The 25,864-nt window shown below is 41.5% G+C and carries 25 protein-coding genes; 14 read left to right on the top strand and 11 right to left on the bottom strand.

Going from position 1 to position 25,864, the window contains the following annotated elements; all coding sequences use genetic code 11:
• Positions 1 to 293: 293 nt before the first annotated feature.
• Entirely contained in the window at positions 294 to 2,816 is a 2,523-nt protein-coding gene (locus tag R2S10_RS14050) for a M14 family metallopeptidase (RefSeq protein ID WP_316841052.1), read from the bottom strand.
• Positions 2,817 to 2,905: 89 nt separating this feature from the next.
• Between R2S10_RS14050 and R2S10_RS14045 the strand changes: the two genes are divergently transcribed.
• Both R2S10_RS14045 and R2S10_RS14040 read left to right on the top strand, forming a co-directional pair.
• Positions 2,906 to 4,207, top strand: coding sequence for a UDP-N-acetylmuramoyl-tripeptide--D-alanyl-D-alanine ligase (locus tag R2S10_RS14045; protein ID WP_316841051.1), 1,302 nt, complete (start codon positions 2,906 to 2,908; stop codon positions 4,205 to 4,207).
• Positions 4,208 to 4,470: 263 nt separating this feature from the next.
• Positions 4,471 to 5,358: a DUF6266 family protein gene (locus R2S10_RS14040; RefSeq protein ID WP_316841050.1), complete on the top strand. Its 888-nt coding sequence runs from the start codon at positions 4,471 to 4,473 to the stop codon at positions 5,356 to 5,358.
• A gap of 14 nt (positions 5,359 to 5,372) precedes the next feature.
• On the opposite strand, the gene R2S10_RS14035 is transcribed toward R2S10_RS14040, so the two are convergent.
• Genes R2S10_RS14035 through R2S10_RS14025 form a run of 3 tightly spaced genes read right to left on the bottom strand, consistent with a single transcriptional unit; the run spans position 5,373 to position 8,633 of the window.
• Entirely contained in the window at positions 5,373 to 5,852 is a 480-nt protein-coding gene (locus R2S10_RS14035) for a gliding motility lipoprotein GldH (RefSeq protein ID WP_316841049.1), read from the bottom strand.
• The gene (ricT, locus tag R2S10_RS14030; RefSeq protein ID WP_316841048.1) at positions 5,845 to 7,482 is read right to left on the bottom strand and encodes a regulatory iron-sulfur-containing complex subunit RicT; all 1,638 of its coding nucleotides are present in this window, start codon (positions 7,480 to 7,482) and stop codon (positions 5,845 to 5,847) included. The genes R2S10_RS14035 and ricT overlap by 8 nt, the downstream gene beginning before the upstream one ends.
• 2 nt (positions 7,483 to 7,484) lie before the next feature.
• Positions 7,485 to 8,633 (bottom strand): hypothetical protein, encoded by a 1,149-nt coding sequence (locus R2S10_RS14025; protein ID WP_316841047.1) that lies wholly within the window; start codon positions 8,631 to 8,633, stop codon positions 7,485 to 7,487.
• 50 nt (positions 8,634 to 8,683) lie between these two features.
• On the opposite strand from R2S10_RS14025, the gene ruvX reads away from it, so the two are divergent.
• The 11 genes from ruvX to R2S10_RS13970 all read left to right on the top strand — a co-directional run bounded on the left by ruvX (position 8,684) and on the right by R2S10_RS13970 (position 17,478).
• On the top strand, positions 8,684 to 9,100 hold the full coding sequence (gene ruvX / locus R2S10_RS14020; protein WP_316841046.1) for a Holliday junction resolvase RuvX: 417 nt from the start codon (positions 8,684 to 8,686) through the stop codon (positions 9,098 to 9,100).
• Between the two features lie 60 nt (positions 9,101 to 9,160).
• Positions 9,161 to 9,796 (top strand): O-methyltransferase, encoded by a 636-nt coding sequence (locus tag R2S10_RS14015; RefSeq protein WP_316841045.1) that lies wholly within the window; start codon positions 9,161 to 9,163, stop codon positions 9,794 to 9,796.
• A 3-nt stretch (positions 9,797 to 9,799) separates the two neighbouring features.
• On the top strand, positions 9,800 to 10,483 hold the full coding sequence (locus tag R2S10_RS14010) for a glucosaminidase domain-containing protein (RefSeq protein ID WP_316841044.1): 684 nt from the start codon (positions 9,800 to 9,802) through the stop codon (positions 10,481 to 10,483).
• Between the two features lie 17 nt (positions 10,484 to 10,500).
• Positions 10,501 to 11,394, top strand: a complete 894-nt coding sequence (locus tag R2S10_RS14005) for a glucosaminidase domain-containing protein (protein WP_316841043.1) — start codon at positions 10,501 to 10,503, stop codon at positions 11,392 to 11,394.
• 48 nt (positions 11,395 to 11,442) lie between these two features.
• The gene (locus R2S10_RS14000; RefSeq protein WP_316841042.1) at positions 11,443 to 12,195 is read left to right on the top strand and encodes a hypothetical protein; all 753 of its coding nucleotides are present in this window, start codon (positions 11,443 to 11,445) and stop codon (positions 12,193 to 12,195) included.
• Between the two features lie 26 nt (positions 12,196 to 12,221).
• Positions 12,222 to 12,527 carry a hypothetical protein gene (locus tag R2S10_RS13995; protein ID WP_316841041.1) on the top strand — a complete coding sequence of 102 codons (306 nt, stop codon included), beginning with the start codon at positions 12,222 to 12,224 and terminating at the stop codon, positions 12,525 to 12,527.
• Positions 12,528 to 12,598: 71 nt separating this feature from the next.
• The gene (locus R2S10_RS13990) at positions 12,599 to 13,618 is read left to right on the top strand and encodes a DUF3078 domain-containing protein (protein ID WP_316841040.1); all 1,020 of its coding nucleotides are present in this window, start codon (positions 12,599 to 12,601) and stop codon (positions 13,616 to 13,618) included.
• Positions 13,619 to 13,702: 84 nt separating this feature from the next.
• Entirely contained in the window at positions 13,703 to 15,043 is a 1,341-nt protein-coding gene (ffh, locus tag R2S10_RS13985; protein ID WP_316841039.1) for a signal recognition particle protein, read from the top strand.
• A 147-nt stretch (positions 15,044 to 15,190) separates the two neighbouring features.
• Complete coding sequence (locus tag R2S10_RS13980; RefSeq protein ID WP_316841038.1) at positions 15,191 to 16,735, top strand: YifB family Mg chelatase-like AAA ATPase; 1,545 nt, start codon at positions 15,191 to 15,193, stop codon at positions 16,733 to 16,735.
• 125 nt (positions 16,736 to 16,860) lie between these two features.
• Positions 16,861 to 17,172: a type II toxin-antitoxin system RelE/ParE family toxin gene (locus tag R2S10_RS13975; protein ID WP_316841037.1), complete on the top strand. Its 312-nt coding sequence runs from the start codon at positions 16,861 to 16,863 to the stop codon at positions 17,170 to 17,172.
• 12 nt (positions 17,173 to 17,184) lie between these two features.
• Complete coding sequence (locus tag R2S10_RS13970; RefSeq protein ID WP_316841036.1) at positions 17,185 to 17,478, top strand: HigA family addiction module antitoxin; 294 nt, start codon at positions 17,185 to 17,187, stop codon at positions 17,476 to 17,478.
• Between the two features lie 136 nt (positions 17,479 to 17,614).
• Here R2S10_RS13970 and R2S10_RS13965 read toward each other — a convergent pair whose 3' ends face one another.
• From R2S10_RS13965 to R2S10_RS13945, 5 genes are all read right to left on the bottom strand, one after another.
• On the bottom strand, positions 17,615 to 17,893 hold the full coding sequence (locus tag R2S10_RS13965; protein ID WP_316841035.1) for a hypothetical protein: 279 nt from the start codon (positions 17,891 to 17,893) through the stop codon (positions 17,615 to 17,617).
• Between the two features lie 38 nt (positions 17,894 to 17,931).
• Positions 17,932 to 19,281 carry a hypothetical protein gene (locus R2S10_RS13960; RefSeq protein ID WP_316841034.1) on the bottom strand — a complete coding sequence of 450 codons (1,350 nt, stop codon included), beginning with the start codon at positions 19,279 to 19,281 and terminating at the stop codon, positions 17,932 to 17,934.
• A gap of 112 nt (positions 19,282 to 19,393) precedes the next feature.
• Positions 19,394 to 19,987, bottom strand: a complete 594-nt coding sequence (locus tag R2S10_RS13955; RefSeq protein ID WP_316841033.1) for a penicillin-binding protein activator LpoB — start codon at positions 19,985 to 19,987, stop codon at positions 19,394 to 19,396.
• Between the two features lie 33 nt (positions 19,988 to 20,020).
• Entirely contained in the window at positions 20,021 to 20,428 is a 408-nt protein-coding gene (locus tag R2S10_RS13950; RefSeq protein WP_316841032.1) for a hypothetical protein, read from the bottom strand.
• Between the two features lie 112 nt (positions 20,429 to 20,540).
• Complete coding sequence (locus R2S10_RS13945; protein ID WP_316841031.1) at positions 20,541 to 21,149, bottom strand: TlpA disulfide reductase family protein; 609 nt, start codon at positions 21,147 to 21,149, stop codon at positions 20,541 to 20,543.
• A 156-nt stretch (positions 21,150 to 21,305) separates the two neighbouring features.
• On the opposite strand from R2S10_RS13945, the gene R2S10_RS13940 reads away from it, so the two are divergent.
• Positions 21,306 to 23,384, top strand: a complete 2,079-nt coding sequence (locus R2S10_RS13940; RefSeq protein ID WP_316841030.1) for a S9 family peptidase — start codon at positions 21,306 to 21,308, stop codon at positions 23,382 to 23,384.
• An 87-nt stretch (positions 23,385 to 23,471) separates the two neighbouring features.
• On the opposite strand, the gene R2S10_RS13935 is transcribed toward R2S10_RS13940, so the two are convergent.
• Positions 23,472 to 24,419, bottom strand: coding sequence for a tail fiber domain-containing protein (locus R2S10_RS13935; protein ID WP_316841029.1), 948 nt, complete (start codon positions 24,417 to 24,419; stop codon positions 23,472 to 23,474).
• A gap of 30 nt (positions 24,420 to 24,449) precedes the next feature.
• Positions 24,450 to 25,862 (bottom strand): hypothetical protein, encoded by a 1,413-nt coding sequence (locus tag R2S10_RS13930; protein ID WP_316841028.1) that lies wholly within the window; start codon positions 25,860 to 25,862, stop codon positions 24,450 to 24,452.
• Between the last annotated feature and the right edge of the window lie 2 nt (positions 25,863 to 25,864).

The raw sequence follows: 25,864 nt of genomic DNA, 5'->3' as shown, positions 1-25,864 counted from the left end.
TATTGATTAAAAAATTGTCAAAGCATCATGATTTAAGAGAATGAAAGACTTTTAAAGTTTAGCCTGTGAAAAAGCATCAGGCGCCATTACACACATACAAGACTGATTTTTAAAGCTGCACCAAATAGAAGCAGCTCAGCCCGGCAAAAAGAGGAGAAATATAGAATGCTTCAAAAATCTTGAAGAATAGATTTTTTTTCTAGTTAAAAGAAACCATAATAAAACATGATCAAGCTGGTTTAAATGATCAGATATTGGATGAACAAATAAGAAATGAAGGAAAAACTCGCTAATTAGTCGACCAAAAACAGCGCATTTAAGAACAATTGCTTCCCGTTTTCCCAAAAAGAGCGGAACAATACGTCTGTTCCTATATAAACAATAGTCCCTTTACCCAGAGACTGAACGCCCAATGTCATTCCTGAACTTAAGGTTTTAACCACCTTTTTACCTGCTACACCAGCCATATAACTATCTGGCTTAAATAAGCCTACATTCCAGCCTCTATTTAAAGGCGCATAAACATGGTCGTCCGTTTTTAAAGCATAATAATAGGCCCCTAAAGCCGTAGAAAGTGGATGCCCTGCATCCAGATGCACTTTAAATATCGCGCCTGGAATCGCATCAGATAGGTCTACCGAATTCCGGTTTGCGTATAATGCAGGATTGATCAACACCTCTTCTTCTTTTACTTCTTCCTTCTTTTTGACTTCAAAAAGCTTGGAATCAGTCACACTTTGAACCGCATCCTCCAATAGGATCACCTTTCCCCCGATCTTTATCCAATCTTCGAGTTTTTCCATCGTTTCAACTGGATAGGTACCATCAGGTAAGATCAAGACATTTATTTTATTCAGATTCAGGTTATCAATATTTTTTAACCCAATCAAGCTGACCGGATAATTCAGTTCCTGTTCCATATAATGCCAAAGCTCTCCTACACTTTGCGGGGAGCTTTCTGGTCCTGCAACAATAGCCACCTTTGGCGTATTGAGGATCCGATAGGCAGAAGAACCAAAATCCTTGCCTCGATCCACAAATCCACTGGCGGCCGGATAAAAAGGCTGTTTCATTCTTTTTTCAATAGCGGTCATTTTTGAGGCTAGCGTTGGTACTAGCCGCTCATTTTCTGTACGATATACCAATAGAGAGCCGTTTCCAAATTTACGTCCCCCAATCGTAAAAGCGTCTTCTGCAATGCGAACCTTTATACTTTCCTTTTGCAGTTCCATCAATACCTGTGCATCCGGTAAGCCATTCCAGGGTAAAATCCAGGCATAAGGCCGCGCTACCACAGGAAAAACTTCTTTCTTTTCTTCCTGCTCAGGAAAACGTCCCTTAATCAGCTCCAAACTGGCATAAGCCGGCAAACCAAAAGCATAAGGCAATGCCCAGGCTGTAATATCGTAAGTATTAGAATCGCTCACTGTAGTTTGCGGCTCCATTAATACATTTGCCAATACTGCCCTTGGCTGATTTAAATTAATAACGAGGTCGTTGCGCTCCACTTTAAAGCGCTCATTTTTGCCTGTTTCATAACTATAGCCTGTAAATTCCTTGTCCAGACCATAAGCGAACTGAATGTGGTTCCTTTTTAAAAGCGCAGCCAATTGCTGCAGTCGATAGCTATTCTGGGCCTTGATCACAAAGCTTTTATAAGTACCCGGAGGATTCAGCACTCCTTTCTCAAAATACTTCGAAAACTCCTCAATTAATCGATCTGCGTGAATGGAAACCGTTTCCAGTGTGGCCATTCCTGTAGTAAAATGATGCGCAATTCTGTCTTTTAAAGTCAGTGTATCTCCATCTATCGTAACTACCGCCAGTCCAGCACCGATTCCGCCCTGCTCATAAGTCATCCCGATCGCACCATTATACAAAGGATAGGTATCCCCGTATGAAGGATACAGCAAATCAAACTGCTCTTTCGTAAAATACTGCCAACCGTTCTGATCAAAATACTTCGCATTGTTTTTCCCTACTGTCACCTGAAAATTCCTTTGCCATGGAGTAATGTCCTGATGAATCGGCTCGGCAGCAGGTGCAAAATAATAGGGCTCATTATAACTTTGTTCATGAAAATCCACATGTACTTCGGGCATCCAGTCCTGGTATAAATCCAATCGCTGCTGCGTTTCTACCTGGGATTGCCATGCCCAGTCCCTGTTCAAATCGAAATAATAATGATTGGAGCGTCCACTTGGCCAAGGTTCAATATGCTCTCTTGAAGAAGGATTAGGGTTGGGTTGAAATCCCATGGTTGAGCCGAAGAAGTTTAGATATCTCTCCCTGCCATCCGGATTAAGGCATGGATCAATGATCACCACCGTATTTTTTAACCAGGCTTGAACATTTACTGATTTGGCCTCTGCCAGCGTAAACAGCATTTTTAAAGCAGTTTCTGTAGAACTCGCCTCATTGCCATGTACGTTATAACTTAGCCATAAAATAACCGGTTGCTTCCCTTTGAATGTGCTCTTTTCAGTGCTGATACCCTTCTCAGGATTACTCAAAATTCTTTCCGCATTACTCAGGCTTAGGTTTTGCTTTCTGATGGCTTCCAGGTTATCTATGTTCTCTTTTGCGGAGACGATGGCCACCAGCAGCTCTCTTCCTTCATAAGTCTTCCCATATTTCTGAATTCTGATGTTCTTATTTACGGAACCGAGGTATTTAAAATATTCTAATACTTTATAATGAGGTGTAAATTTACTCCCTAAAGGATATCCCAAAAACTCGTCTGGCGACTTTAATTGCGCTTCCGCAGGCTTTAGTCCAATCAGCAACAGCAGAAATGAGAGCAAATAATACTTCATAATCAGGATTTAAGACTCCAAAATACTAAAGAATATTTTTTGTTTCTCTTTCATAGTGTAATTTTACCATATCATTTAGATTTAAGCACATGTCAACCAACAATTCCCTGTATCAACATTTTTTAGATTACCGTACGATATGCACCGATACAAGGAGCATTACCAAAGACTGTCTTTTCTTTGCCCTCAAAGGAGAAAATTTTGATGCCAACTCCTTTGCCGAGCAAGCCTTAAATCTTGGTGCAGCATATGCCATCATCGACAACCCTGATTATTCAATTGATCAGCGTACAATTTTGGTGCCCGATGTGCTGACTGCCTTACAGCAACTGGCCAAACACCACCGTCAACAATTAAATATTCCGGTAATTGGCCTCACTGGAAGCAATGGAAAAACCACTACCAAAGAACTGATCAACGCCGTTCTTTCTGAGAAATACAAGACTTTTGCCACTAAAGGCAACCTTAACAACCATATTGGCGTTCCGCTTTCCTTACTTTCTTTAACCGCTGAGACAGAAATTGCGGTGATCGAAATGGGGGCAAATCACCAAAAAGAGATCGAATTTCTATGTGAACTCGCGCAACCTACTCATGGCCTGATTACCAATGTAGGCATGGCACATTTAGAGGGATTTGGCGGTTTTGAAGGGGTTAAAAAAGGAAAAGCAGAGCTTTTCGCCTACCTTAAAAAACACGATGGCACCGCTTTCATCAACCGCAACAATCCTTATTTATTGGAAATGACGGCTACTGCTGCTCTCGCAAAAACCGTGTATTATGGCACTGAAGCAGACAATACGATTTCCGGAAAACTACTCAAAACAGATCCTTTTCTGGAACTTTCCTGGACGGATCAGCAGGCAAATTACCAAATCCATACCCAGCTTACCGGGGCTTATAACTTTGAAAACATACTTGCTGCCATCGTAATCAGTCATTTCTTCGGGTTAACGGCCGATCAGATCAATGCTGGCTTATCTGGATATCAACCAAAGAACAACCGTTCACAACTGAGTAAAACAGATAAAAACATGGTAATCTGTGATTTCTACAATGCCAATCCAAGCAGCATGATCGCTGCCCTTGCCAATATTGAATCCCTTTCTGCAGCTCATAAAGTGGCAATAATTGGGGACATGTTTGAACTAGGTAATGAATCTGCAAGCCAACACCAATTAATCATTGCAGCAGCAGAAAAAACCCTTGTAAACACACTCATTTTCATTGGAAAGCACTTCTATGAAGAAAAGGGGCAACATAGGGGGCATTTCTTCCAGAGTCCGGCAGAAGCCAAAGAATTCCTCCAAAAGCAATCCATTGCAGATAGCTTGATCCTGTTGAAAGGTTCGAGAGGTATGGCACTGGAACAATTGCTTCCATTACTGTAACAAATACACTGATAAAAGATCTCCTGTAGACCTGGAATTGAACGCTACTCCACAGGAGATCTGCCAGTTTTCTGGTAGGGGTTTGCTAGGGCTTATCCCGTTTAATTGCCCATTAAAAGGCCCATAAAAACCGGATCAAATCCCCCAGTTTTTCCTGGTCCCTTAACACTCTATACTCATTCTTTTTCAGGAACTTAGGTAATCTTTAGTTATCCTTGTGTAGGAGATGATCAAAATAAATTGATTCATTTAAACACAAGATTATGGCAATCATTGCACAAACCATCCTTGGGGTACCCAATGGAAAAATCGGAAGCTTAGTCTTCTATCAGCGAAAAGGAAAAACGATTTGCAGAAAAATTGGTGACCCCGGACCACAAAGTCCATTACAGCTAGCCAATTGTCAGGCGATGGCAGTTACCACCAAACTGCTCAGCTCAATGCTAAAATTTATCAATCTGGGATTCGCATTACAAGTACAGGGAACAGATAAAAGTCCACACAACCTGGCCACCGCTTACCACAAAAAGCATGCTTTAAAAGGGCTCTACCCCGATATTCAGGTCGATTATTCAAAAGTAATCCTCAGCCAGGGGGACTTATCACAAATCTCTGATTTAAAGCTTCAAAAAACAGCAACAGGACTGCAATTTAATTGGGATCCGAAACTAAACTATAAAAAAGAAGAATACGATGATCAACTGATGATCCTTCTTTATTACCCGATTAAGAAGAAGGCGGATGAATTCTTGAATGCTGCTAAAAGATGCGATGGCCAGCATTTTATAGAACTATACGAAGAGGAGCTATTGGCGCCAATAGCCGTCTATGCAAGCCTGAGGAGTGCGGATGGCACAGGTATTTCCAATAGTATATACCTCGGCACCTTAAACGAACAGGAAGTGTTACCCACAATACCCTTGGAAAGAGAACAGGAAATTCTTTCAGAAAAGAAACTAAAAAATAAAGGAAAGGCTAAAATAAGCGACTTGGAGTTCAGGTTCATCCATACTCAAAGCAGTTATCTCCAACAACTGGAGGAGATAAAGACAGGTAAAAGAATAGAGGATAAGGCTTTTGAGGAGCTGGAAGCCGATTATTTAATGCTTAAATCAAGGATTCACACCATGAAGAGGGCGGGAAATACTTAAAAAAACATGCTGACTTAAGGCAGTATTTCAGAAACCTTTATCCCTGCATCACTGATTTCTTTTAATGGGTTATCACGCATATTTTGCACTATTTCCAACTCATATTTTCCCGGAGCGGGAAACTTATAATTGGTTAATAAAGGCAAAGTATAGGTAAAAAGGTTTCCGGAACCGGCACCATTCCATTGTCCATCAGGCTGGGCCAAACGATATTCGTAGCGTCTGCTCTGTTTTTTTTCTCCTAGCTTACGCAGGTGCATTAACACAAAGATGTTGGAGTAGCCATAATCAGCGGTATGGCGAAGTTTGAAATAGATATTATAAGGCTTGTTGCTATCGGTAATCTCGATTACTGCTTTTACCTTATGGTCATAACTCCAGTTCCTGGAGGGCATAGAAACATTATTATCAATCACATTATGGGGATCGCAACCACTCAAAAGAGTGGCTATGATCCCCGTAATTAGCATTAAAACTGCTTTAAAATTATTCATTTGCAGGCTTATCCGTTGGTTTTTTTCTGCGGTTATTATTTCTGTTTCTGTTGTTACGACTCGGCTTTGGAGTCGGGGTAGTCCCATCTGCAGCAGCTGCCGTTGCCTCAGTACCCGTTGCTGCCGGTACTGCTTTTGGCTGTGCTGGCGCTTTTGGTGCCGCTGGCCTAGGCTGGCTTGCATTTGCAGGTGTTCCAGCAACTTTAGCCGGATTGTTTGGCGCTTTAGCTGGTCCTTTAGGCTGACCTTTAGGTTGCCCTGGATTACCACCAGCTTGTTGTGCTTTAGGAGGAGCTGCATTGGCAGCCTGACTTTGTCCTTTTGGCTGTTGATTTCCTGCTGGCTGACCAGAAGGGGCATTTTTATTGCCTTCCGGGCGTGGTCTTGCTGGCTGTGCAGGTCTCGCCTGTTTCTCCGGTCTGGCCGTTTTATCTCCCCGGTTAGGGTTGTTATTTGGTCTTTGATCAGCAGTACGTACTGCGCTATTTCTATTGTTGTTATTATTGTTGCGATTACCTTTATTTCGAGGCTTATCATCCAAACGAGTTAAACTATCCTGTCCAACTACATTTTCATAATCAGGGATTTTCTCAATCACAGTTGTAGAAACCAGTTCTACCGCTTCTTCTTTCAGGTTATTCGGTTTCAAACCTTTCTTATTCATGGCCATGATCTCTTTCACACGGTCCACTTTTAATGGAATCCAGTCTTCCATATTTGGATAGCTGAACCACATTAGTTTCTTAAAGATGTCGGTTTTCTGGTGACGCGCAACGCCAACTTCCGTTTGCAGGTTTTCTATGCGATCCGGGATATCTTTCAAAGCATCCAGGTAAGTATCCAGCTCATAATTTAAGCAACATTTCAACTTTCCGCATTGTCCGGCAAGTTTCAAGGTGTTTAAAGATAGATTCTGATACCTTGCAGCAGCAGTAGACACCGTTTTGAAATTCGTTAACCAGGTAGAACAGCACAATTCACGGCCACATGAGCCGATTCCGCCCAGTCTGCCAGCTTCTTGTCTCATTCCAATCTGGCGCATCTCGATCCTGATTCTGAACGTTTCCGCCATTTTCTTGATCAACTCCCTGAAATCCACACGTCCTTCAGCAGTATAAAAGAAAGTCGCCTTGGTTTTATCACCCTGGTAATCTACATCAGATATTTTCATCGATAGACGTAAATCTAAAGCCAGTGTGCGGGCTTTATGCATGGTTTCCCATTCCAGCCCTTTTGCCAATTTCCATTTCTCTACATCCGCTTCTGTTGCTTTTCTGTAAATCTTTCTGGTTACCTGATCAATCGGGGTCTTACGGCGTTTCATTTGCATACGCACCAATTCTCCGGTTAGAGAAATGTGACCAATGTCGTAACCACCTGTAGGGCCTTCTACGGCCACTAACTCCCCGATTTCAAGATAGATGTTCTCGTTGTTCAGGAAAAATTCCTTCCTGGCACCTTTAAATTTAACTTCTACTACTTGAAAAGGTATATAATTTGAGGGCATGTCTAAATTCGACAGCCAATCGTAAACTTCTAATTTCTGACAGCCTCCAGTAAGGCATGAGCCATTACTTTTGCAGCCTGAGGGGGCGCAACCGCCACCTGTAGAACAACTTCCACATCCCATAGTTAATTGTATATATATTGAGTCCCTTTCGGGAGCGTTTTAAACTTAATTATTTTTACCAATTGTAAAGATACATCTAAAAACAGAATTTTAGGGTTGGCGTTCCTTTCAATATGGTAATGAGCGCGTTCCAGTTCCTGAATAATGGCCTCCGCCATCGGTAAATCCAATACCTTTTCGCTAAGCTTTTTTGCGGTATCTAATGTTCTTGCAGGCAGTTTTACCAGCACTTCTGCATCACTCAGCAGGAGGCTACATTCCCTCAGAAAATTAATCCCATATTTTAAAAAATTCTTTTGATTTTCTCTACCCCAACCTGCGGCCTGGTCCACAAAAGTACTGAGTTCCAAAACGCGGTTACCATAACCCATCCTCAACCATTCGGCAAATTTATCGGCATTACCATTCTGAGTATTGGCGAGTAATAATTTCGCCTCAATCAGATTTCCATCTGCAAGGAAGCTATATTCTGTAGCTTGCTCTTCCGGCATTCCGTGCTTTTCGGTTAAGTAATGCTCAATGGTATCATGTGGTAACTTCGGAATCTTCACAATTTGTGTCCGCGACAATAAGGTCGACAAGATTTGCTCCTGATTATTCGCCACCAACAAGAATAAAGTATTTGCAGGCGGTTCTTCAATGATTTTCAGCAAAGAGTTCCCTTCTCTATCCAGATATTCAGGGAGCCACATGATCAAAACCTTCGTCTCTGCTTCAAAAGCTTTATAACTCAGCTTTTTTATAATGTCGTGACATTCGGCAATATTGATATTGGCCTGTTTATTTTCCGCATTCAACTTGGAACGCCAGATGTCCATATCAAAATAAGGATCTTCCAGGAGCATACTGCGCCATTCGTCGATCACATCTACGGCAATTCTGGCATCTTTAGAGGCGAAAAAAGGATAGGAAAAATGCAGATCGGGATGGATGTAACGCTCGTACTTCCTACAGGAAGAACAGCTCCCACAGCTATCATCATCCTGTTTATCAAGACAATTGATGTATTGTGCATACGCGATGGCCAGTGGCAAAGCGCCACTCCCTTCTGTAGACAGAAATAACTGAGCATGACTCACCCTGTTTTCGGCAACCGTTTGTACCAACTGCGCCTTGATCTGTTCCTGTCCGATGATGTCTTTAAACTGCATTTGGTGCAAAATAACAATTTTTTAGATTATTGATTTGCATATTTGCATTTATGCCTAGAATTCTAGCTTTTGATTACGGAACAAAACGGATCGGAATTGCCGTTACAGACCCCCTGCAAATTATTGCTACCGGGCTGGATACCATACACCCGAAAGATATCATCGAATACCTGAAAAAATATATGCTCACAGAAGCTGTCGAAGCCTTTGTACTCGGAGATCCCATACAAATGGATGGTACCCCTTCCGAATCTAAACAACATGTAAAAGGTTTTGCAAAAATATTACGAAGAACTTTTCCTGATATCCCCCAGTTCTGGATAGATGAACGCTTTACCTCTAAACTGGCGCATCAGACCATTATGCAAAGCGGACTAAAAAAACAAGATCGAAGAGATAAAGATCGTGTGGATACCATAGCAGCGACTATCATCCTGCAATATTTTATGGAACAGCCCCGTTTATAGTGCAATAAATGAATTGCAGACCAAACCAATTGAAGAATAAAAATGCTGATTAAATAAATTATGAGCCTGATTAATGACGATATGCAGCAGTTGCTGCTCAATTACTGCGAACCTGAATCGGATTTATTGAAGAAAATAGACCGGGAAACCAATCTTAAGGTATTAATGCCGAGAATGATTTCCGGCCATTATCAAGGTCGTGTGTTGAGCTTTTTAAGCAAAATGATCAGTCCAAGCAGGATTTTGGAAATCGGTACTTTTACCGGCTATGCCACCATCTGCCTTGCGGAAGGATTAGCAGAAAATGGGATTATTTATACGCTCGACAAAAATGAAGAGCTGGAAGAAATGGTCATCCGCAACCTTGCCGCTGCCCCTGAACCTTCAAAAATCCGTTACATCTTAGGTGATGCCACCCAAACCATCAATGAACTGGACGAGACTTTTGACCTGGTATTTATTGATGCCGATAAAAAAAATAATGGCACTTACTACGATCAGATTTTCGACCGTGTACGCGCAGGAGGACTGATTATCGTAGATAATGTACTTTGGAGTGGCAAAGTGTTGAAGCCAGATCAGGATAAAGAAACTAAAAATATAAGTACATTTAATGATAAGATTGCGGCCGACAACCGTGTAGAAAAGCTGATCCTCCCCATTAGGGACGGATTGTTTATCATCCGAAAAAAATAAAATATGGTTAAAAAACTATGGTCGATTTTGCTCAGCATCACGCTTTTTAGTGTTGCTGCGCAGGCCCAAAGTACAGAAGATTATATTACTGAGCGCATAGATCATGCACAAGAGCTCATGCGCGACAATGGCATTCCGGCCAGCCTCATTCTTGCCGTTGCCATTCACGAATCGGCCTCCGGGCAAAGCAAGATTGCCCGATACATGAACAACCATTTCGGCATCAAAGGACCGAACAGCAACACGGAAATCCGTTCCGCCTACCGGGATTATGAATCCATCGACGCCTCTTACGATCATTTTATTGAGTTTTTGAAAAGCAGGGCGACTTTTAGTCCGCTGTTTGATAAACATGATCAGTATGATTACCGGGCATGGGCCAGAGGAATCCAGCGCGGAGGTTATGCCCATAGCAGATCCTGGTCCTCGCAAATCGTTGGTCTCATCAAAAAATACGAACTTTACCAATATGATGAAAGACCGGCTGACTATGTAGAACCCCCGGTTGTGGTTAGCAGTAGACCAAAAAAAAGGGCTTCTACTGCCGCTGGAAGAAGATATACCGTGAAAAGTGGTGATAATTTAAGTACCATTGCCAAGCGTTACCATACCAGCACAAAAGCAATTATGAAAAAGAACGGATTGAAAAGCATACGCCTGAAACCCGGTCAAAAAATAAGAATCTAATGAACAATAACTTTCTAATGAAAAGTAGAATCGTACTCCTTGCCCTGATCCTACCTCTATTCTTTGCCTGTAAAACCAAACAATACAGCCGAAACAACAAGCAAATAGAGAAAGCAGCAAATAAAGCAAACCCAAATATGCCTTCCTATACCACTTTAAACTACATTGAGTCGTTTAAAGCAGTGGCCATCGAAGAAATGAACGCTTTTGGAATTCCGGCAAGTATTACCCTGGCGCAAGGAATTATTGAATCCGGTAGCGGAAACAGCAGCCTGGCCAAGTATGCCAACAACCATTTTGGTATCAAATGTACTTCCGACTGGAGAGGAAAGGCTTATTATAAAGATGATGATAAAAGTGACGATTGCTTTCGCGTGTACAAAGATGCAAGGGAATCTTATAAAGACCATTCCCAGTTTCTCAAAAGAAAACGCTACAGTTTCCTTTTTGAGTTAGACAAAAATGACTACAAAAACTGGGCTTATGGTCTAAAACAGGCCGGTTATGCGACCAATCCTAAATACCCGACCATGCTGATCAATATCATTGAAAGGTACCAGTTGAATCAATATGATCAGTCAGAAACCGAAAGAGAGAAACTGAAAAGAGAAGACAAAGTGTTTTCTGAAATTAATGCAGGTATCACTCAGGAAAAGAAAAAATTCACTCCGGTACCTTCTCCACCTTCGAAACAAGTGATCAAAACACCATCGGACACGACCGGCACAGTGCCTTCAGGACCAGGCTCAGTAGATCCTTCCGGTGCTGCAAAAAATTATACCGTACAAAAAGGAGATACCCTTTACAACCTCTCCAAAAGATTCAATATTAGCATTGAAGACATTAAATCGCTAAATGGACTGGCAGAAGAAGGAATTAAAATCGGACAAACACTGATCTTAGTTAAATAATGTTAATCTTTAATCCGAAGGGCTAGATATCTCGTAATTTTGTTTTTAATGAAGCGGTTAGGTTTATTCTTTTTACTTTCTTTTCTAAGTCTTAAAATTTTTGCACAGGAACCTGTAGTGAAAGGTTTTGTCATTGACAAGGAAACAAAATTACGTCTGGCAAAGGTGTATGTTTATAATTCCAGTCAGGATGAAGGGATCTACAACAATACCAAGGGTGAATTTAGTATCAAAGCCGCAGTTGGGGATACTTTATTTGCCGTTTTACAAGGTTATGCTTTGGATACCATGGTGTATAAAGGTCAGAAAGCCGTTTACTTTCAATTGAAATCCTTAGGTATCAACCTTAGGGAAGTAGCCATTATAGGGGAGAAATACACCCCTCAGCAACGCCATGATCTGACCCTAAAAGAATACAAGTATGCCCTGGATAAGGGGAAAGCTAAAGACCTGCTGAACCTTGGAACAGGAGGTGTAGGGCTGGGTATTGATGCGATTTACAACCTGCTGAGCCGTGATGGTAAAAACGCCAGACACTTGCAAAAGATTCTGGAAAAAGATTATAAAGAAGCTATTATTGACTATCGGTTTAAGCCGGAATATGTCAAAAGAGTACTCCATATCGGTGATTATGAAGCTGCAGATTTCATGCAGCAATATCGGCCAACCTATCAGTTTGCTTTAACTGCATCAGATTACGCCTTTATAGTGTTTCTCAAAAACAGCTATGCCAGTTATAAGCGAAATCCAGCCGCATTCCGGTTGCAGGCACTACCAAAATTAACAATTGATGAGTTTTGAGGTATTTCTTTTTGATATGGCCCCGGATGTCTGCCAATGCGATGGCCATCTTTCCCTTTATCATTCTGCAACATCAGGCGCAAAAAAACAATGCCACCTTAATTAATCATGAGCGCATTCACCTACGGCAGCAATTGGAACTCCTGATTCTTCCTTTCTATATTTTGTATGGCCTGAACTATTTATGGAACCTTTACCGCTTTAAAAATCATTATCTCGCCTACTTTAACATCCGATTTGAGCGGGAAGCTTATGCCAATGAAAGCGATTTAGCTTATTTAAAAAGACGGAAGCTCTTTTCATGGTGGCTTTATCATGCTGAAAAGCCGTAAATACCTCAGCTTCTGCAATTAGTTTGCTATTAAACTTTTAATAAGCAACATTTTTGTTTTTCTTTGTAGGAATGAAGATTTTTTACGCCAGCTTCTTATTGATTTTAGTCGTGTCCCTCAATTCAGCATTTGCTCAGGAAGTAGATAGCATTCCAATTGATACCAAAGGTTTAGACATCAAACTTAAACGTAGTCCCCTGCCTTCCAGAACAGGGAACCTGATCTTTAAACCGGTCACCCTTTCTCCAGTTGTGGTAGACGCAAAAGTCAATTACTGGAAAACCAGAACTTCTGTAGGCATCAATTTCTCGCAGGCGTCATTTTCCAATAACTGGACCGGTGGTGGGGTAAACTCTATCGCTTTAGGTGGCTTAGTCAACTATAAAGCAGAATATAGCAAAGAGAACTTAAGTTATGTAAGTGAACTGATCCTGGAATACGGAAAGGTGAGAAATAAAGGACAACTGCAGAAAAAGACGAGAGATCGTATCTTCTGGGATAATAAAGCCGCGATTCAACTTTCTAAAAACTGGTATTTCTTCGGCTCCATCAACTTTGAATCTCAATTTGATCAGGGTTTTAAATATTATAATGAAGGTGGAGTAGAAAAGGAAATCCTGACCTCCAAGTTTATGTCGCCAGGATATTTAACAGAATCCATGGGTTTTGAGTATAAGCCAAATAAGTATTTCTCTACCCGAATTGGTACAGGTACAGCGAAACAAACTTTTGTGCTTGCCCCAGAAGAACTGTTCATCACCCCGCCAGATTCAGTAAACCGTAGTGAATCCAATTATGGGGTACCTAAAGGAAAGAAATTCAGAAATGAGCTGGCTTTTCAAGTGGTGAGTAATTTCGAGAAAGAAATCTTTACAAATACAGTGTTAAAAGCAAGATATCAGATGTTTATTCCTTACGACAGGTCTCTGGCAAACATAGACCATCGCCTGGATATCACTTTAACCTCGAAGCTTAACAGACTGATGAATGTGAGTATAAATGGCGTTGGATTGTTAGATAAAGATACAAATCCGAAGATACAGGCCAGTCAGACACTTGCGCTTGGCGTGATGTTTGTTTTCCCGAGGTAATACTTTACAAATATTCCCAATTCATTCGGCCAAAATTAATAACTTTGGCTTTCACAAAAAATTGATCACTAAGCATTAAAGAAAATGTTTGAAAATTTACAGGATAAACTAGACCGTGCATTTAAAGTTTTAAAAGGACAAGGCAGTATTACAGAAATCAACGTGGCTGAAACCATGAAAGAAATCCGTAAGGCTTTGTTAGATGCCGACGTAAATTACAAAACAGCAAAGAGCTTCACGGATGACGTGAAAGAAAAAGCACTTGGCTTAAATGTACTTACAGCTGTTTCTCCAGGTCAGTTGCTGACCAAGGTAATGAACGATGAACTAACTGCCTTAATGGGTGGTGAAGTGAAAGAGTTAGATCTTAAAACCAATCCAACCATCATATTGATCGCCGGACTGAATGGTGCAGGTAAAACTACCTTCGCCGGAAAACTGGCCAACCACCTGAAAAGTAAAGGCAAAAAACCTTTATTGGTAGCAGGTGACATGTATCGCCCTGCGGCGGTAGACCAGTTGCAGATCCTTGGGGAGCAGATTGGGGTCCCTGTATATGCGAACATCGCGTCGAAAGATCCTGTTGCAATCGCGCTAGAGGGTATTGCTGAAGGTAAAAAACAGCACAACAATGTAATTATTATTGATACGGCAGGTCGTTTAGCAATAGACGAGGAGATGATGAACGAGATCGCTGCCGTAAAAGAACATACTAAACCACACGAAATTCTATTCGTTGTGGATGCCATGACCGGACAAGATGCGGTGAATACGGCAAAAGCATTCAACGAAAGACTTGACTTTACCGGGGTGGTGCTAACCAAACTGGACGGTGATACTCGTGGTGGTGCCGCATTATCGATCAAATCGGTAGTGAACAAGCCAATTAAATTTGTAGGTACCGGTGAGAAAATGGAAGCTCTGGATGTGTTTTATCCAGACAGGATGGCTTCACGTATTCTAGGTATGGGTGATGTGGTTTCCCTTGTTGAACGCGCTCAAGAGCAGTTTGATGAGAAAGAAGCAGCAGAACTTCAAAAGAAAATCCGCAAGAACAAGTTCGATTTCAACGATTTCTATAGCCAGATTCAGCAGATCAAGAAAATGGGTAACATGAAAGACTTGATGGGCATGATTCCAGGCGTAAGCAAAATGATGAAGAATGTAGAGATCGAAGATGATGCTTTTAAAAATGTAGAAGCAATTATTCAATCGATGACTAAATACGAGCGTGAAAACCCAGATAGCATTCAACAAAGCAGACGCGCAAGGATTGCTAAAGGTTCTGGAAACAAAATTGAAGATGTAACGAAACTGATCAAACAGTTTGAAGATATGCGTAAAGTAATGAAGCAATTCTCTAATCCTGCTGCTGCAGCGAAAATGATGAAGAATATGCCTAAAATGCCAATGGGTAGAATGTAAGGTTTATGCTTTAAAAAGAATATTTTTTGATAAATATGGAAAACCCGGCCTCTCAAGGCCGGGTTTTTTATTTCTATTTTATTTGCCGAAATCTAACCAGGATATAGGTTATGCGCATAGATTAGACCAGAACCTGATCTGTTAAATATGCTGGTAAAAACCTATGGAAGTGCTGTTTTTGGCGTCGATGCCCTCACCATTACAATTGAAGTCTGCATTGGCGGCGGCAACAAGTATCACATCGTTGGCCTACCCGATAATACGATCAGAGAAAGCTTAAGAAGGATAGAAAGTGCCATCCAATCTGCCGGACTAAAAATGCCCAGGCAAAAGATAGTCATCAATCTAGCACCCGCGGATATTAGAAAGGAAGGCTCTGCGTACGACCTTCCTATTGCCATCGCCATTCTCGCCGCCTCCGGGCAGATGGATGCCACAGCCACCGATGAGTACTTTATTATGGGAGAACTTTCCTTAGACGGCGGATTACAGCCAATAAGGGGAGCCTTGCCGATCGCTATACAGGCACATGCGGCAGGATTCAAAGGTTTTATACTCCCTAAAGACAATTCCAGAGAAGCCGCAATCGTCACAGAGCTGCTGGTTTATGGCATGGACAATCTCAAGGAGGTTCTGGCATTTTTTAAGGCTTCAGCGGCCGAAAAACCAGCGCATACTTTACTAGATGCCGCAACAGGAGCTTTTCCTTTACCAGAAGGCTTTGAACATGATTTTTCCGAGGTGAAGGGTCAGGAGAATATCAAAAGGGCCTTAGAAATTGCTGCTGCCGGTGGCCATAATTTAATTCTGATCGGCCCACCCGGAGCCGGAAAGACAATGCTGGCGAAAAGACTGCCAAGTATTTTACCTCCATTAAGTATTCCGGAAGCCCTGGAAACTACCAAAATCCATTCCGTTGCCGGAAAGCTGAATGCCCTGGATGCGCTCATGACAAGCCGTCCTTATCGTTGCCCGCATCATACGATTTCAGATGTGGCCTTGGTAGGTGGCGGTGCAAATCCTCAGCCCGGAGAGATTTCCTTAGCCCATAATGGCGTATTGTTCCTCGATGAACTGCCTGAATTTAAAAGAAGCGTATTAGAAGTGATGCGCCAGCCTTTGGAAGATAGAAATATCACGATTTCCAGAGCAAAATTAAGCGTCAGTTACCCCGCAAGTTTTATGCTGATCGCTTCCATGAATCCTTGCCCTTGTGGGTTCTATAATCACCCAACCAAAGAATGTACCTGTGGCTCCGGGCTGGTGCAGAAATACCTAAGCAAGATTTCCGGCCCTTTGCTGGACCGAATAGACCTCCATGTAGAAGTGACACCCGTAAATTTTAAGGAGTTAACATCTTCGGCCGCTGCCGAGAAAAGTGAGCAGATCAGAACAAGAGTGATTGCCGCAAGGACGATTCAGGGGATCCGCTTTCAGGGAAGACCGGATCTGCATTGCAATGCGCAAATGAACTCAGGGATGCTTCGGCAGGTTTGTCAGATAGATAAAAAAGGCCAGGCCTTGATAAAAAAAGCAATGGAGCGGTTGGGTTTATCCGCCAGAGCATACGATAGGATATTAAAGGTTGCCAGAACAATCGCAGACCTCGCCGGAACAGAAGACATCCGGACGGAACATTTAGCGGAAGCGATTAATTACCGCAGCCTGGACCGTGATAGCTGGGCTTCTTAAAGTCGAGGAGAAAATTATCAAATATTGATCATGATCAACATTTGATAATTCAAATATAAATATGTAAATTTGGTTAGGACTAAAAATCAAATCCATGCAGAGAAAACCACCCTAAAAACAAGCTGATGAAAGTAAAAATTCAAGATGAATACCTAAATGTGATCCTCACACATGAAGAGTTGTTTGGCAAACAAGAATTTCCAACTGAAGTGATAGAAAAATTTAAACAAAGAGTTTTTCAAATCTCTGAAGCAAAAGACACGCGAGACTTAAGAGCCATAAAGTCCTTACATTTTGAAAAGCTACGATCAGGTCGGTATAGAGGGCGATACTCCATTAGATTAACCTTAGCCTATAGAATGATTTTCACCATTGAAAAAGAAGAAATTCATGTTGAAGTCATTGCAATTGAAGAAATAAACAATCACTATGCTTAAAAACAACCTATTATGAACAATCAAATATTTGATAATAAAGGCATTGAAATCACCACTCAGGCATTTCATCCAGGGATATTTTTACTAGAAGAGATAGAAAAACGCAAGCTGTTGAAAAAAGACTTAGCCAAAGATCTTGGTTTACTTCCAAACAACCTGAGCCAAATATTTACTGGTAAAAGGAACATATCTATAACAGTTGCCTTAAAGCTAGAAAAGGTATTAGGAATCAGTGCAGAATATTGGATTGGCCTACAAACCGCCTATGATCTACAGGAAGCTCGAAAAGAAGCAATGGCCCATTAAAACGCGGTTTCAAAAAGGGCCAATAAGAAAAGAATAATTGAGAGACAATTTTGGACGTTCAGTGTGTTCATTTTTTTTGACTGTTCACAAATATTGAACAGCCAAAAAAAAATTGAATATGAAAGCAGTATCCTGACTAGGATTCGTCTTCTTCGTCCTGAGCCTCGCCTTCTTCGTCTTCCTCTTCTACTTCCGGCACATAAGCCAAAATTTCTCTGCCGATATTATTGATCTCTTCGTCGAACTCAAACAGCGGAAGCGCTGTTTCCTCATCCAGTTTCAGCCATTGAAGGTCAGTATCTTTTTGGATATGGGCATATTCTTTACCTTCTTTAAAAATTACATACGTATCATTTCCTTCCGGAAAAACCGCATAACTCACATCCCCTATTTCAATATCAAAAGGCTCTTGCATAACGTTTTATTTCTAATTTATTGATTTAATCATCGCGACTAGCGTAAACTGGAGTAGTTATAAAACTGCAACCGTCCTGTACCCATCACTTCTATTATTTTTGTTTCTTCTGTTCCATTAGACGCTTTTAAATTCAGCGTAATGGTGTTTTTTCCTTTTTGCAAAGGAATCCGCGCATAATTGATGGTGGCGGGCAAAGACTGCCAGTTTCTGGTATCTGATTTCTCAGAGAGAAAGCTATACAGCTGAACGCCAAAACCCAGTCCTTCAAGTAAAGCATTGTCTTTCCCATTCTTTCCAGTTCCTTTTGAGCTTTCTTTCAACAGATATTCAGCGCTTTTTTTCACTGCCAATCGCGTTAAAATCTTACTCATTTCCTTTAGGAAGCGTTGCTGTAAGGTTTTATACGCCAATTCGTTGATATCCTCCGCTTTTTCAAAGCCAACAGTCGTATTCCCATCGCTAAGCGTTGCGCTACTATAAAATGGCGGTCGGCTCACATATTTGGGATAGGTGGCCCTTAAACTTTGGATGGAATTGACATTAAAGTCATTTTTATTACCATAACCATCACCGAAAGGGATGATAATTGTTCCCCCCACGTTGGTAAAGAACAAATTGCCATCCTCCCCTTTTACCAAGGAGAAGAAAAGCTCTTCCTGCACCTTGACAGGTGCCAATCCATTTTCCCAAAAGAACACCAGTTCGCCACCTTCAGGGGCTATTTCAGGTACATATTTAAGATTGAAAAGCGCTTCAAATCGGTTTAATTCTGCGGTAAAGCCCATAGCAGCCGCAGTTCTCAACACATCCTTCTTCAATTCATCCGGCATCGGTGTCCCGTAATACGTCTGGTCTTTACTGTTCAAATATACTTCTGCAGCATTACGATAGGCAATAAAAGCATTGTTCATGTCGCGGTCGTACTCATAGATCAAACCTTGAAGCATTAAAGAAAAAGCATCTTTAGCATAGCGGTTGTCCTTATTATTGAACTTATCACCCTGTTCCTGAGACTGCAATCCAATTCGCCTTGCCTCTACAATGGCGTCTTCAGTTTTACCGAGATACACATAATTTAAGGCCTTATAATAATGGATCATGAACTTCTCAAAGTCTTCCCCTTTATATACTTGACTCATTGGATTCACCAAAGTACCAACCACTGCATCCATTGCGCCACCAAGGCCATTTTCTAATAGTTGATCTGCCTCATTGAAGTAGCGGTTACTATTTTCATAATCGCCCATCAGATGTGCAGTTTTCCCTTTTTCCATTAGGAATAGCAATTTATTTCTCGGCTTTTGCAGGAGCTTGTTCTTTTCCAACTCCTTCATCGCCTCCGTATAATTCCCGCTGGCCACCTGCTTATAATATGGCGCAATCATCTCATTATAGCTTGAACAGCTAAAAAGAAAGAGCATCAACCCCAGAAGGATTGATGCTCTAAAAGTATAATTATTGATATTAACCATGTTAGATTTAGCCTGTTAAGCCAGACTAATTTTTAACGTATTTAGTGATCTTCTTATCGCCAATCCAAACCACTTCATTGGTCTGAATATCGGTCAATTCCAGATTCACCTGGTAGTACACTACCTTTTGTCTTTTGTGAGAATCTACAATAGAATTGATCGATCCCTGAAGGATATAATCTGCACCGTTCTCCAAGCCGAATTTCTTCATCGTAGAAACAGAGGCATTGTCTTGCTGATCCGCTTTTTCTGCACGCAATTCTTCTCTCTTTTTACCACCCTGAACCAATCTCACACGTCCACTTTGGATAAATGCCTGCTCTACATCTTTTACAAAAGTTTCCGCATCGATATGCTCATGGCTTTTATTAGTCACCACACCCACCACTACTACTGGTTTCTTTCCAGCTTTCGACTCTAAATATTCCGGCAACCATTTACTGCCTAAAATACTTTGAGTCATCTCCTGGGCAACTAACCTCGAATCTGTATTGTTCCAATTCCCGCTGATATCGATCGTCTGATCTGGATTTACGCGTGTAACTTGTCTGGAGCAAGAACTGATCATGATTCCAGAAGCGGCAATCGCCACTAAGGTTATTATCTTTTTGAATTGCATATAATTAAATAATAAATGTGCTATTGTGTTCGCTTACCAACTGCCCCAGTGCCTGTTGAAGCCGACATTAAAGCCCCCGTAGCGGCCATAATGCCCATATCCTAAACCTAAAGAGTACCCAAATCTAGGATAATAATTAAAAGAAGGATAATAATACCCCCCGTTATAGTCGTAAGGGCTATACCAGTCGCTATTATTTCTTTCTCTACGCGTTTGACGACGCTCTTCTCTGGCGGTATACCAATCGTAAGCTTTATAGGTATTTTGAACCGTACTACCCTGTGTCAGGTTTAAAGAATCTGCCAGGTACATATATTTAGCACGACTTTCCAGATACCTTGGATTTTGGTCATGAACAAGTCCTGATTTTTGCGCATAACTCATCGTAGAATAAACAAGGCTTGCTATGCAGCCTAAGATAAATATCAATTTTCTTTTCATCTTTTTACGTTTTTATCTGCTCTGAAGAATATGACAACATTTATGCCAATGATTTATAATACAAAGTTAAACATGGTCAGGGTTTTAACTGCCATTTTAACGTTAAAATATGTTAATTTTTAGGGGCTGAATCTGCCTTTAACTTTTTGATAAAGTCGATAAATTTCTTGTTCGCATAATCCGCCGCACCAACTTCATGGTAAGAGATCCGCCCATGCTTATCCAATACCACTGTTGTAGGTAATGACCCGGCAAATAGTTGCTGAGGAATCCGACTGGCCACAGCATAAACCGGCATCTGGTATCCCTTTCTATCCATATATTTTTTTGCTTTTGCAAAGTCACTATCTGCATCCACTAGGATGAAAACGACTTCTTCATCCGACTTAAACTGCTCGTATAATTTATTTACAGAAGGCATTTCTGCTAAACATGGAGGACACCAGGTAGCCCAAAAATTAAGAAAGATCACCTTACCCTTTAAATTTCCCAGATCCAGTACTTTTCCGGCAGCATCTTTAAACTGAATCCCTGCCAGGCTTTCCGATTGAATATTTTCCGTAGTTTTTCGGTGGTCGATGCTGGTATCCGGCGCAAATAAGCCCACTTTCATCAACCCCTGAATCATTAGGGCTTTCGCCGAAGGCACAAAAAGAACCACCAGGATTAGCAAACCCAAAAGGCCATTTATCACATTACTTTTATTGAATATCTTTCCCATCTCGATAAAGGTTTAATTGGAATCATCCCAAATTAAAGAAATTAATCTATTTTGTAGAGAACTAGACCTAAGCTTTACTAACTTATGATAAAAAAAACGCTGCCAGGATTACTGCTACTCAGCGTAGCTTTGTCCTGTACAAACAAAACACAGAAAATGGAACCCTATAAATGGCCGAATGCTACTCCACCAGTAGCAGAAATAAAACCTCATATCAGAACTATTCATGGTGATACGGTAGTAGACAATTATTACTGGATGATTGACTACTTTAAAAAAGGGAAAGACAGTGCGGGGGTGGTCGAATACCTGACTGCAGAAAACAAATACCTGGATACCATGATGAGTGGGACCAAACAACTTCAGGCTGATCTTTTTAAAGAACTAAAAGGTAGAATCAAGGAAAAAGACGAGTCCGTTCCTGTATTTAAAAATGGTTATTTCTATTATACCAGGAGTGAAGAAGGCAAACAATACTATAAATACTGTAGGAAAAAAGGCACGCTGGAAGCCAAAGAGGAAATTCTATTAGATGTAGACCAACTAGCAGAAGGTCTACCCTACTACTCCGCTACAGGTTTTACCATCAGCCCTGATAATAAGATGCTCGCCTTTGGCGTAGATAAAGTTTCCAGACGCGAGTATGTAATTCATATTAAGAACCTGGAAACCGGCGAACTCTTCAAAGATGCCATTCCAGATACAGAAGGTGATGCCACATGGGCTGCCGATAACAAAACTATTTTCTACACCTCAAAAAATCCAGTCACACTACTGAGTGAAAAGATAAAAAAACATCGGTTAAATACAGATGCGAAACTGGATGAAACGGTCTATGAAGAAAAAGACAAGTCTAATTATATTGGTGTGGGCAAGTCAAAATCCGGAAAATACCTTTTCATTTATTCGCAGGCCACACAATCTAATGAAATGAGAATTCTGGACGCAGATAAACCAGATGAAGCATTTAAAGTTTTCCAACCAAGAGTAAAAGATGTGTTATATGATGTGATTGCATTAGATGATAAGTTCCTTATCCTGACCAATTGGGAGGCAAAGAATTTCCGCCTGATGGAATGTCCGTTGGATAAACCCGCAAGAGAGAACTGGAAGGAAGTCATCCCTCACCGCAAGGATGTTTTACTGGAAGGAGTGGATGAATTTAAAACCCATATCGTGGTTACCGAACGTAAGAATGGATTGACGCAATTACGGGTTCGTCCTATAAAAGGAACGGAACATCATATTGCTTTTGAAGAGCCAACATATATGGCACAAGTGGGTTCAAATCCAGATTACCAAAGTAAAATGCTTCGTTATATCTACTCCTCACTAACCACACCAACCTCCACCTTTGATTATAATATGGACACCAAAGCACAACAGCTGATGAAACAGCAGGAGGTAGTGGGTGGCTATGACAAGGCAGAGTACGTTTCTGAACGCCTTTATGCAACCGCTAAAGATGGCACTAAGGTTCCCATCTCGCTGGTTTATAAAAAAGGATTAAGCAAGGATGGCAATGCCCCATTATTATTATATGCTTATGGTTCTTATGGCGCCAGCATGGACGCTACGTTCAATAGCAGCAGGTTAAGTTTACTAGACAGGGGTTTTGTATATGCCATTGCACACATTCGCGGAGGTCAGGAAATGGGCCGACAATGGTATGAGGATGGAAAACTCATGAAAAAGAAAAATACATTTACAGATTTCATAGATTGCGGACAGTACCTGATCGATCAGCAATTTACCGGTAAAGGTCATCTATATGCACAGGGTGGTAGTGCTGGCGGCTTATTAATGGGTGCAATCATCAATATGGCCCCGGATATGTGGAATGGGATCATTGCACAGGTGCCTTTTGTAGATGTGATCAATACGATGTTGGATGAAAGTATTCCTCTTACTACAAATGAATTTGATGAATGGGGGAATCCAAAGCAAAAAGCCGCTTATGATTATATGAAAAGTTATTCTCCATATGAAAACATTGAGAAAAAAGCTTACCCGAATATGCTGGTGACAACTGGATTACATGATAGTCAGGTACAGTATTTTGAGCCGGCTAAATGGGTCGCGAAACTTAGAGCCACCAAAACTGATAAGAATGTGTTGCTGCTAAAAACGGATATGGACTTTGGCCATGGTGGCGCTTCCGGCAGATTTGATTACCTCAAAGATATCGCCTTAAATTATTCCTTCCTCTTTGCACTGGAAGGTATCAACAAATAAAATTAAAGAAGCCGTTTTCCAGGAATAGAAAAACGGCTTCTTCATATGACGGCGCTCGTTTATATGGTACCATATATTTTGGAACCATTACTTTGCTTTCAATAACTCCTTTAATTCAGCAACAGCCTTTTTCAACTCTTCGACTTCTGATTTCAGGCTTTTCAATTCTTTTTGCTGAACCGCAATCACTTCATCATGTTCCTGCCAGCCTTTCAATAAAGGAACCGTCATCGACTGATAATTCAACGAGAGTGTTTTCTTCTGATCTGTATCTGCTTTTACCAATGAAGGGAAAAATTCCTGCACATTTTGCGCAATAAAACCGATCTGGTGTAAATCCACATCCCGTCGATCATAAGATACGGCATGGAGCCTTCTCAATTGATCAGAAACCGGAGGTAATGTTTCAATGTTTTTCTTCAATCGGATATCGGAATTTGCAGTTACGTCTCCAGAGGCTTTGATATCTCCATTCACAATCACTTGTCCCGTTACGGTCAATTCAGAGTTCACATCAAGCGTAGTAAATTTCCCTTGCGCTGGCGTAGAATTACCAATCAGGGTACCGTCAATCGCACCTTTAGTAATTTCGACAGCGTCTTTATTTTGGATGGCCAGCGTTCCCAATCCAAGGTTTGTTCTTGCTGCCTCAGCTGTAATTGCACCTGTACCCCCTTTTTCTATTGGAAGCATTTCTGTACTTCCGCCACCAGTACCCATCTGACTTTCTACCCAATTGCTATTCGTAATACCAGCCTTCAACTGGTAGAATTTTTCTTCGAGAATGGAGTAGACCAACATCCCAACAGACCTTCTCGCGGGGGTAATCAAATCTCTTTCTGCATTACTAGCCACAGACCTAAATCCCCCTTTCCCATAAATATCACTATGGGTGGAGTATTTATCCGTCAGGTCATTTGGTTCTAAGGCCCCGATTACCTTTACTTGCCCGACTGCCGAAAATGTGGCCATAAACAGGAGTACACAAAATGTATAAATCGCTTTCATTGGGATATAGTTTTCAAAACTCTTCATTGCTATTTTAAATTTGGAATGATGATTGGCTTATTGAATAGTAAAAGTTAAAGCCGCAGCAGTATTGTCTCTTTGCACATAGATCACATAATCTATGACTCCACCAAGGGTGTTTCTGAAGGACCTCGTAGTCTTTTCAAAAGCGCCTGTAGAGTCGAGAATACCAACAATAATTTTAGATCCACCCCAAATTGCAGGATAGGCGATGACTAGCTTTTGACGTCCTGAAGGGCTGGCCGCTTTATTTGAAACTGCCGCTCCGCTTCCAAATTCATTACTGGCCAGGGCTAGGATTTGGGCATCAGTTGGCGCAAAGTTTTCTCCATCATCTCCACCTGTTGCAAATCCATAGTATCGCTTCCATTGGAAGTTTAGTGAGGCGGTGGCTTCTGCTGTTTTATTGTCAGCTGTTTTTACGGTCAGCTTAAAGGTATTAGATTGATTGCTGGTTGCCGATACAGTAACTGTTCCAGTCACCGTAGCCCCTGGAGCAGGAGAAGAACTGAAAACTTCCTGACCCGCCACATTGATACTGGTAATTTCCCCGGTTTCCATTGCCCGTCCCGCAGTCCAGTTTAGAGAAACAGAGGTATTCCCAGCCGCTCCCATTTCTTTTGTACCCGATGGGTTACTGGTTAAACTTGCCGTAGGACCTAATGAAGGATAAAACACCGCTTCAATCCATTTGGCAAGGTCGTTGGTTCCTGGGTTTACATTCTTATAATAATCACCAGTAATTGGTCTGTTTCCATTAAATGCGCCAATACTTCCACCGCCAGTACCCAGGCTTGTTTTATCTACCCAGGATACCGAACCATCGGCATTACTGACCATCACCTGATCTACAGCATCAGATTTGATATTGGCTACTGTAATTACCTTTTCAGCAATTGAAGGATTCGGATAGGCTCCAGTTAAAGCTCCACCGGCAGCCCCGCTAACCGCCCCCTGTAATAAGAGTGGGGGCCATGTTGCATCTTCTTTCTTTGGTCCAAAAAGGGTTTGATCCGTGGTATTCACATAAAAATCTCCTGGTTTCCCTGTTCCTGCAACAGGCAGCCCGGCACCATAAATCAGGTTATTTCCTCCAGCAGCAGCTCCAGGTGAGAACAATACCCAGTTAGCATTGTTTTCCAACTCCACTGGCACATCTGCACAGATTAACTGATAAGTTCTTGTTTTCCCGTTACCATCATCCATAACGGTACAAAGCATCCCCGGCTGACGTCGTAAAGAACTGATCTTATCCCGATCTGCCAGCGTTGTTACCTGATGATGACCTCCCTTTGCGTCATTCGTATATATGATCACTGAGCCCGGAACCGGAATCAGTGGATTACCCACAAATTGTGCTAATGCCAGCATCGGGCTAAAAAGTACAAAGCCCAGTGCAACCATCGCACATCTAACCCAATGGCCGCTTCGTTTTTCTTTGATTTGCATAT

The sequence above is a fragment of the Pedobacter gandavensis genome, from assembly GCF_032678745.1.
Taxonomy (GTDB): Bacteria; Bacteroidota; Bacteroidia; order Sphingobacteriales; family Sphingobacteriaceae; genus Pedobacter; species Pedobacter gandavensis_C.
Note: the sequence above shows the minus strand (reverse complement) of the source record. Positions and strands in the feature narration are given on the sequence as shown.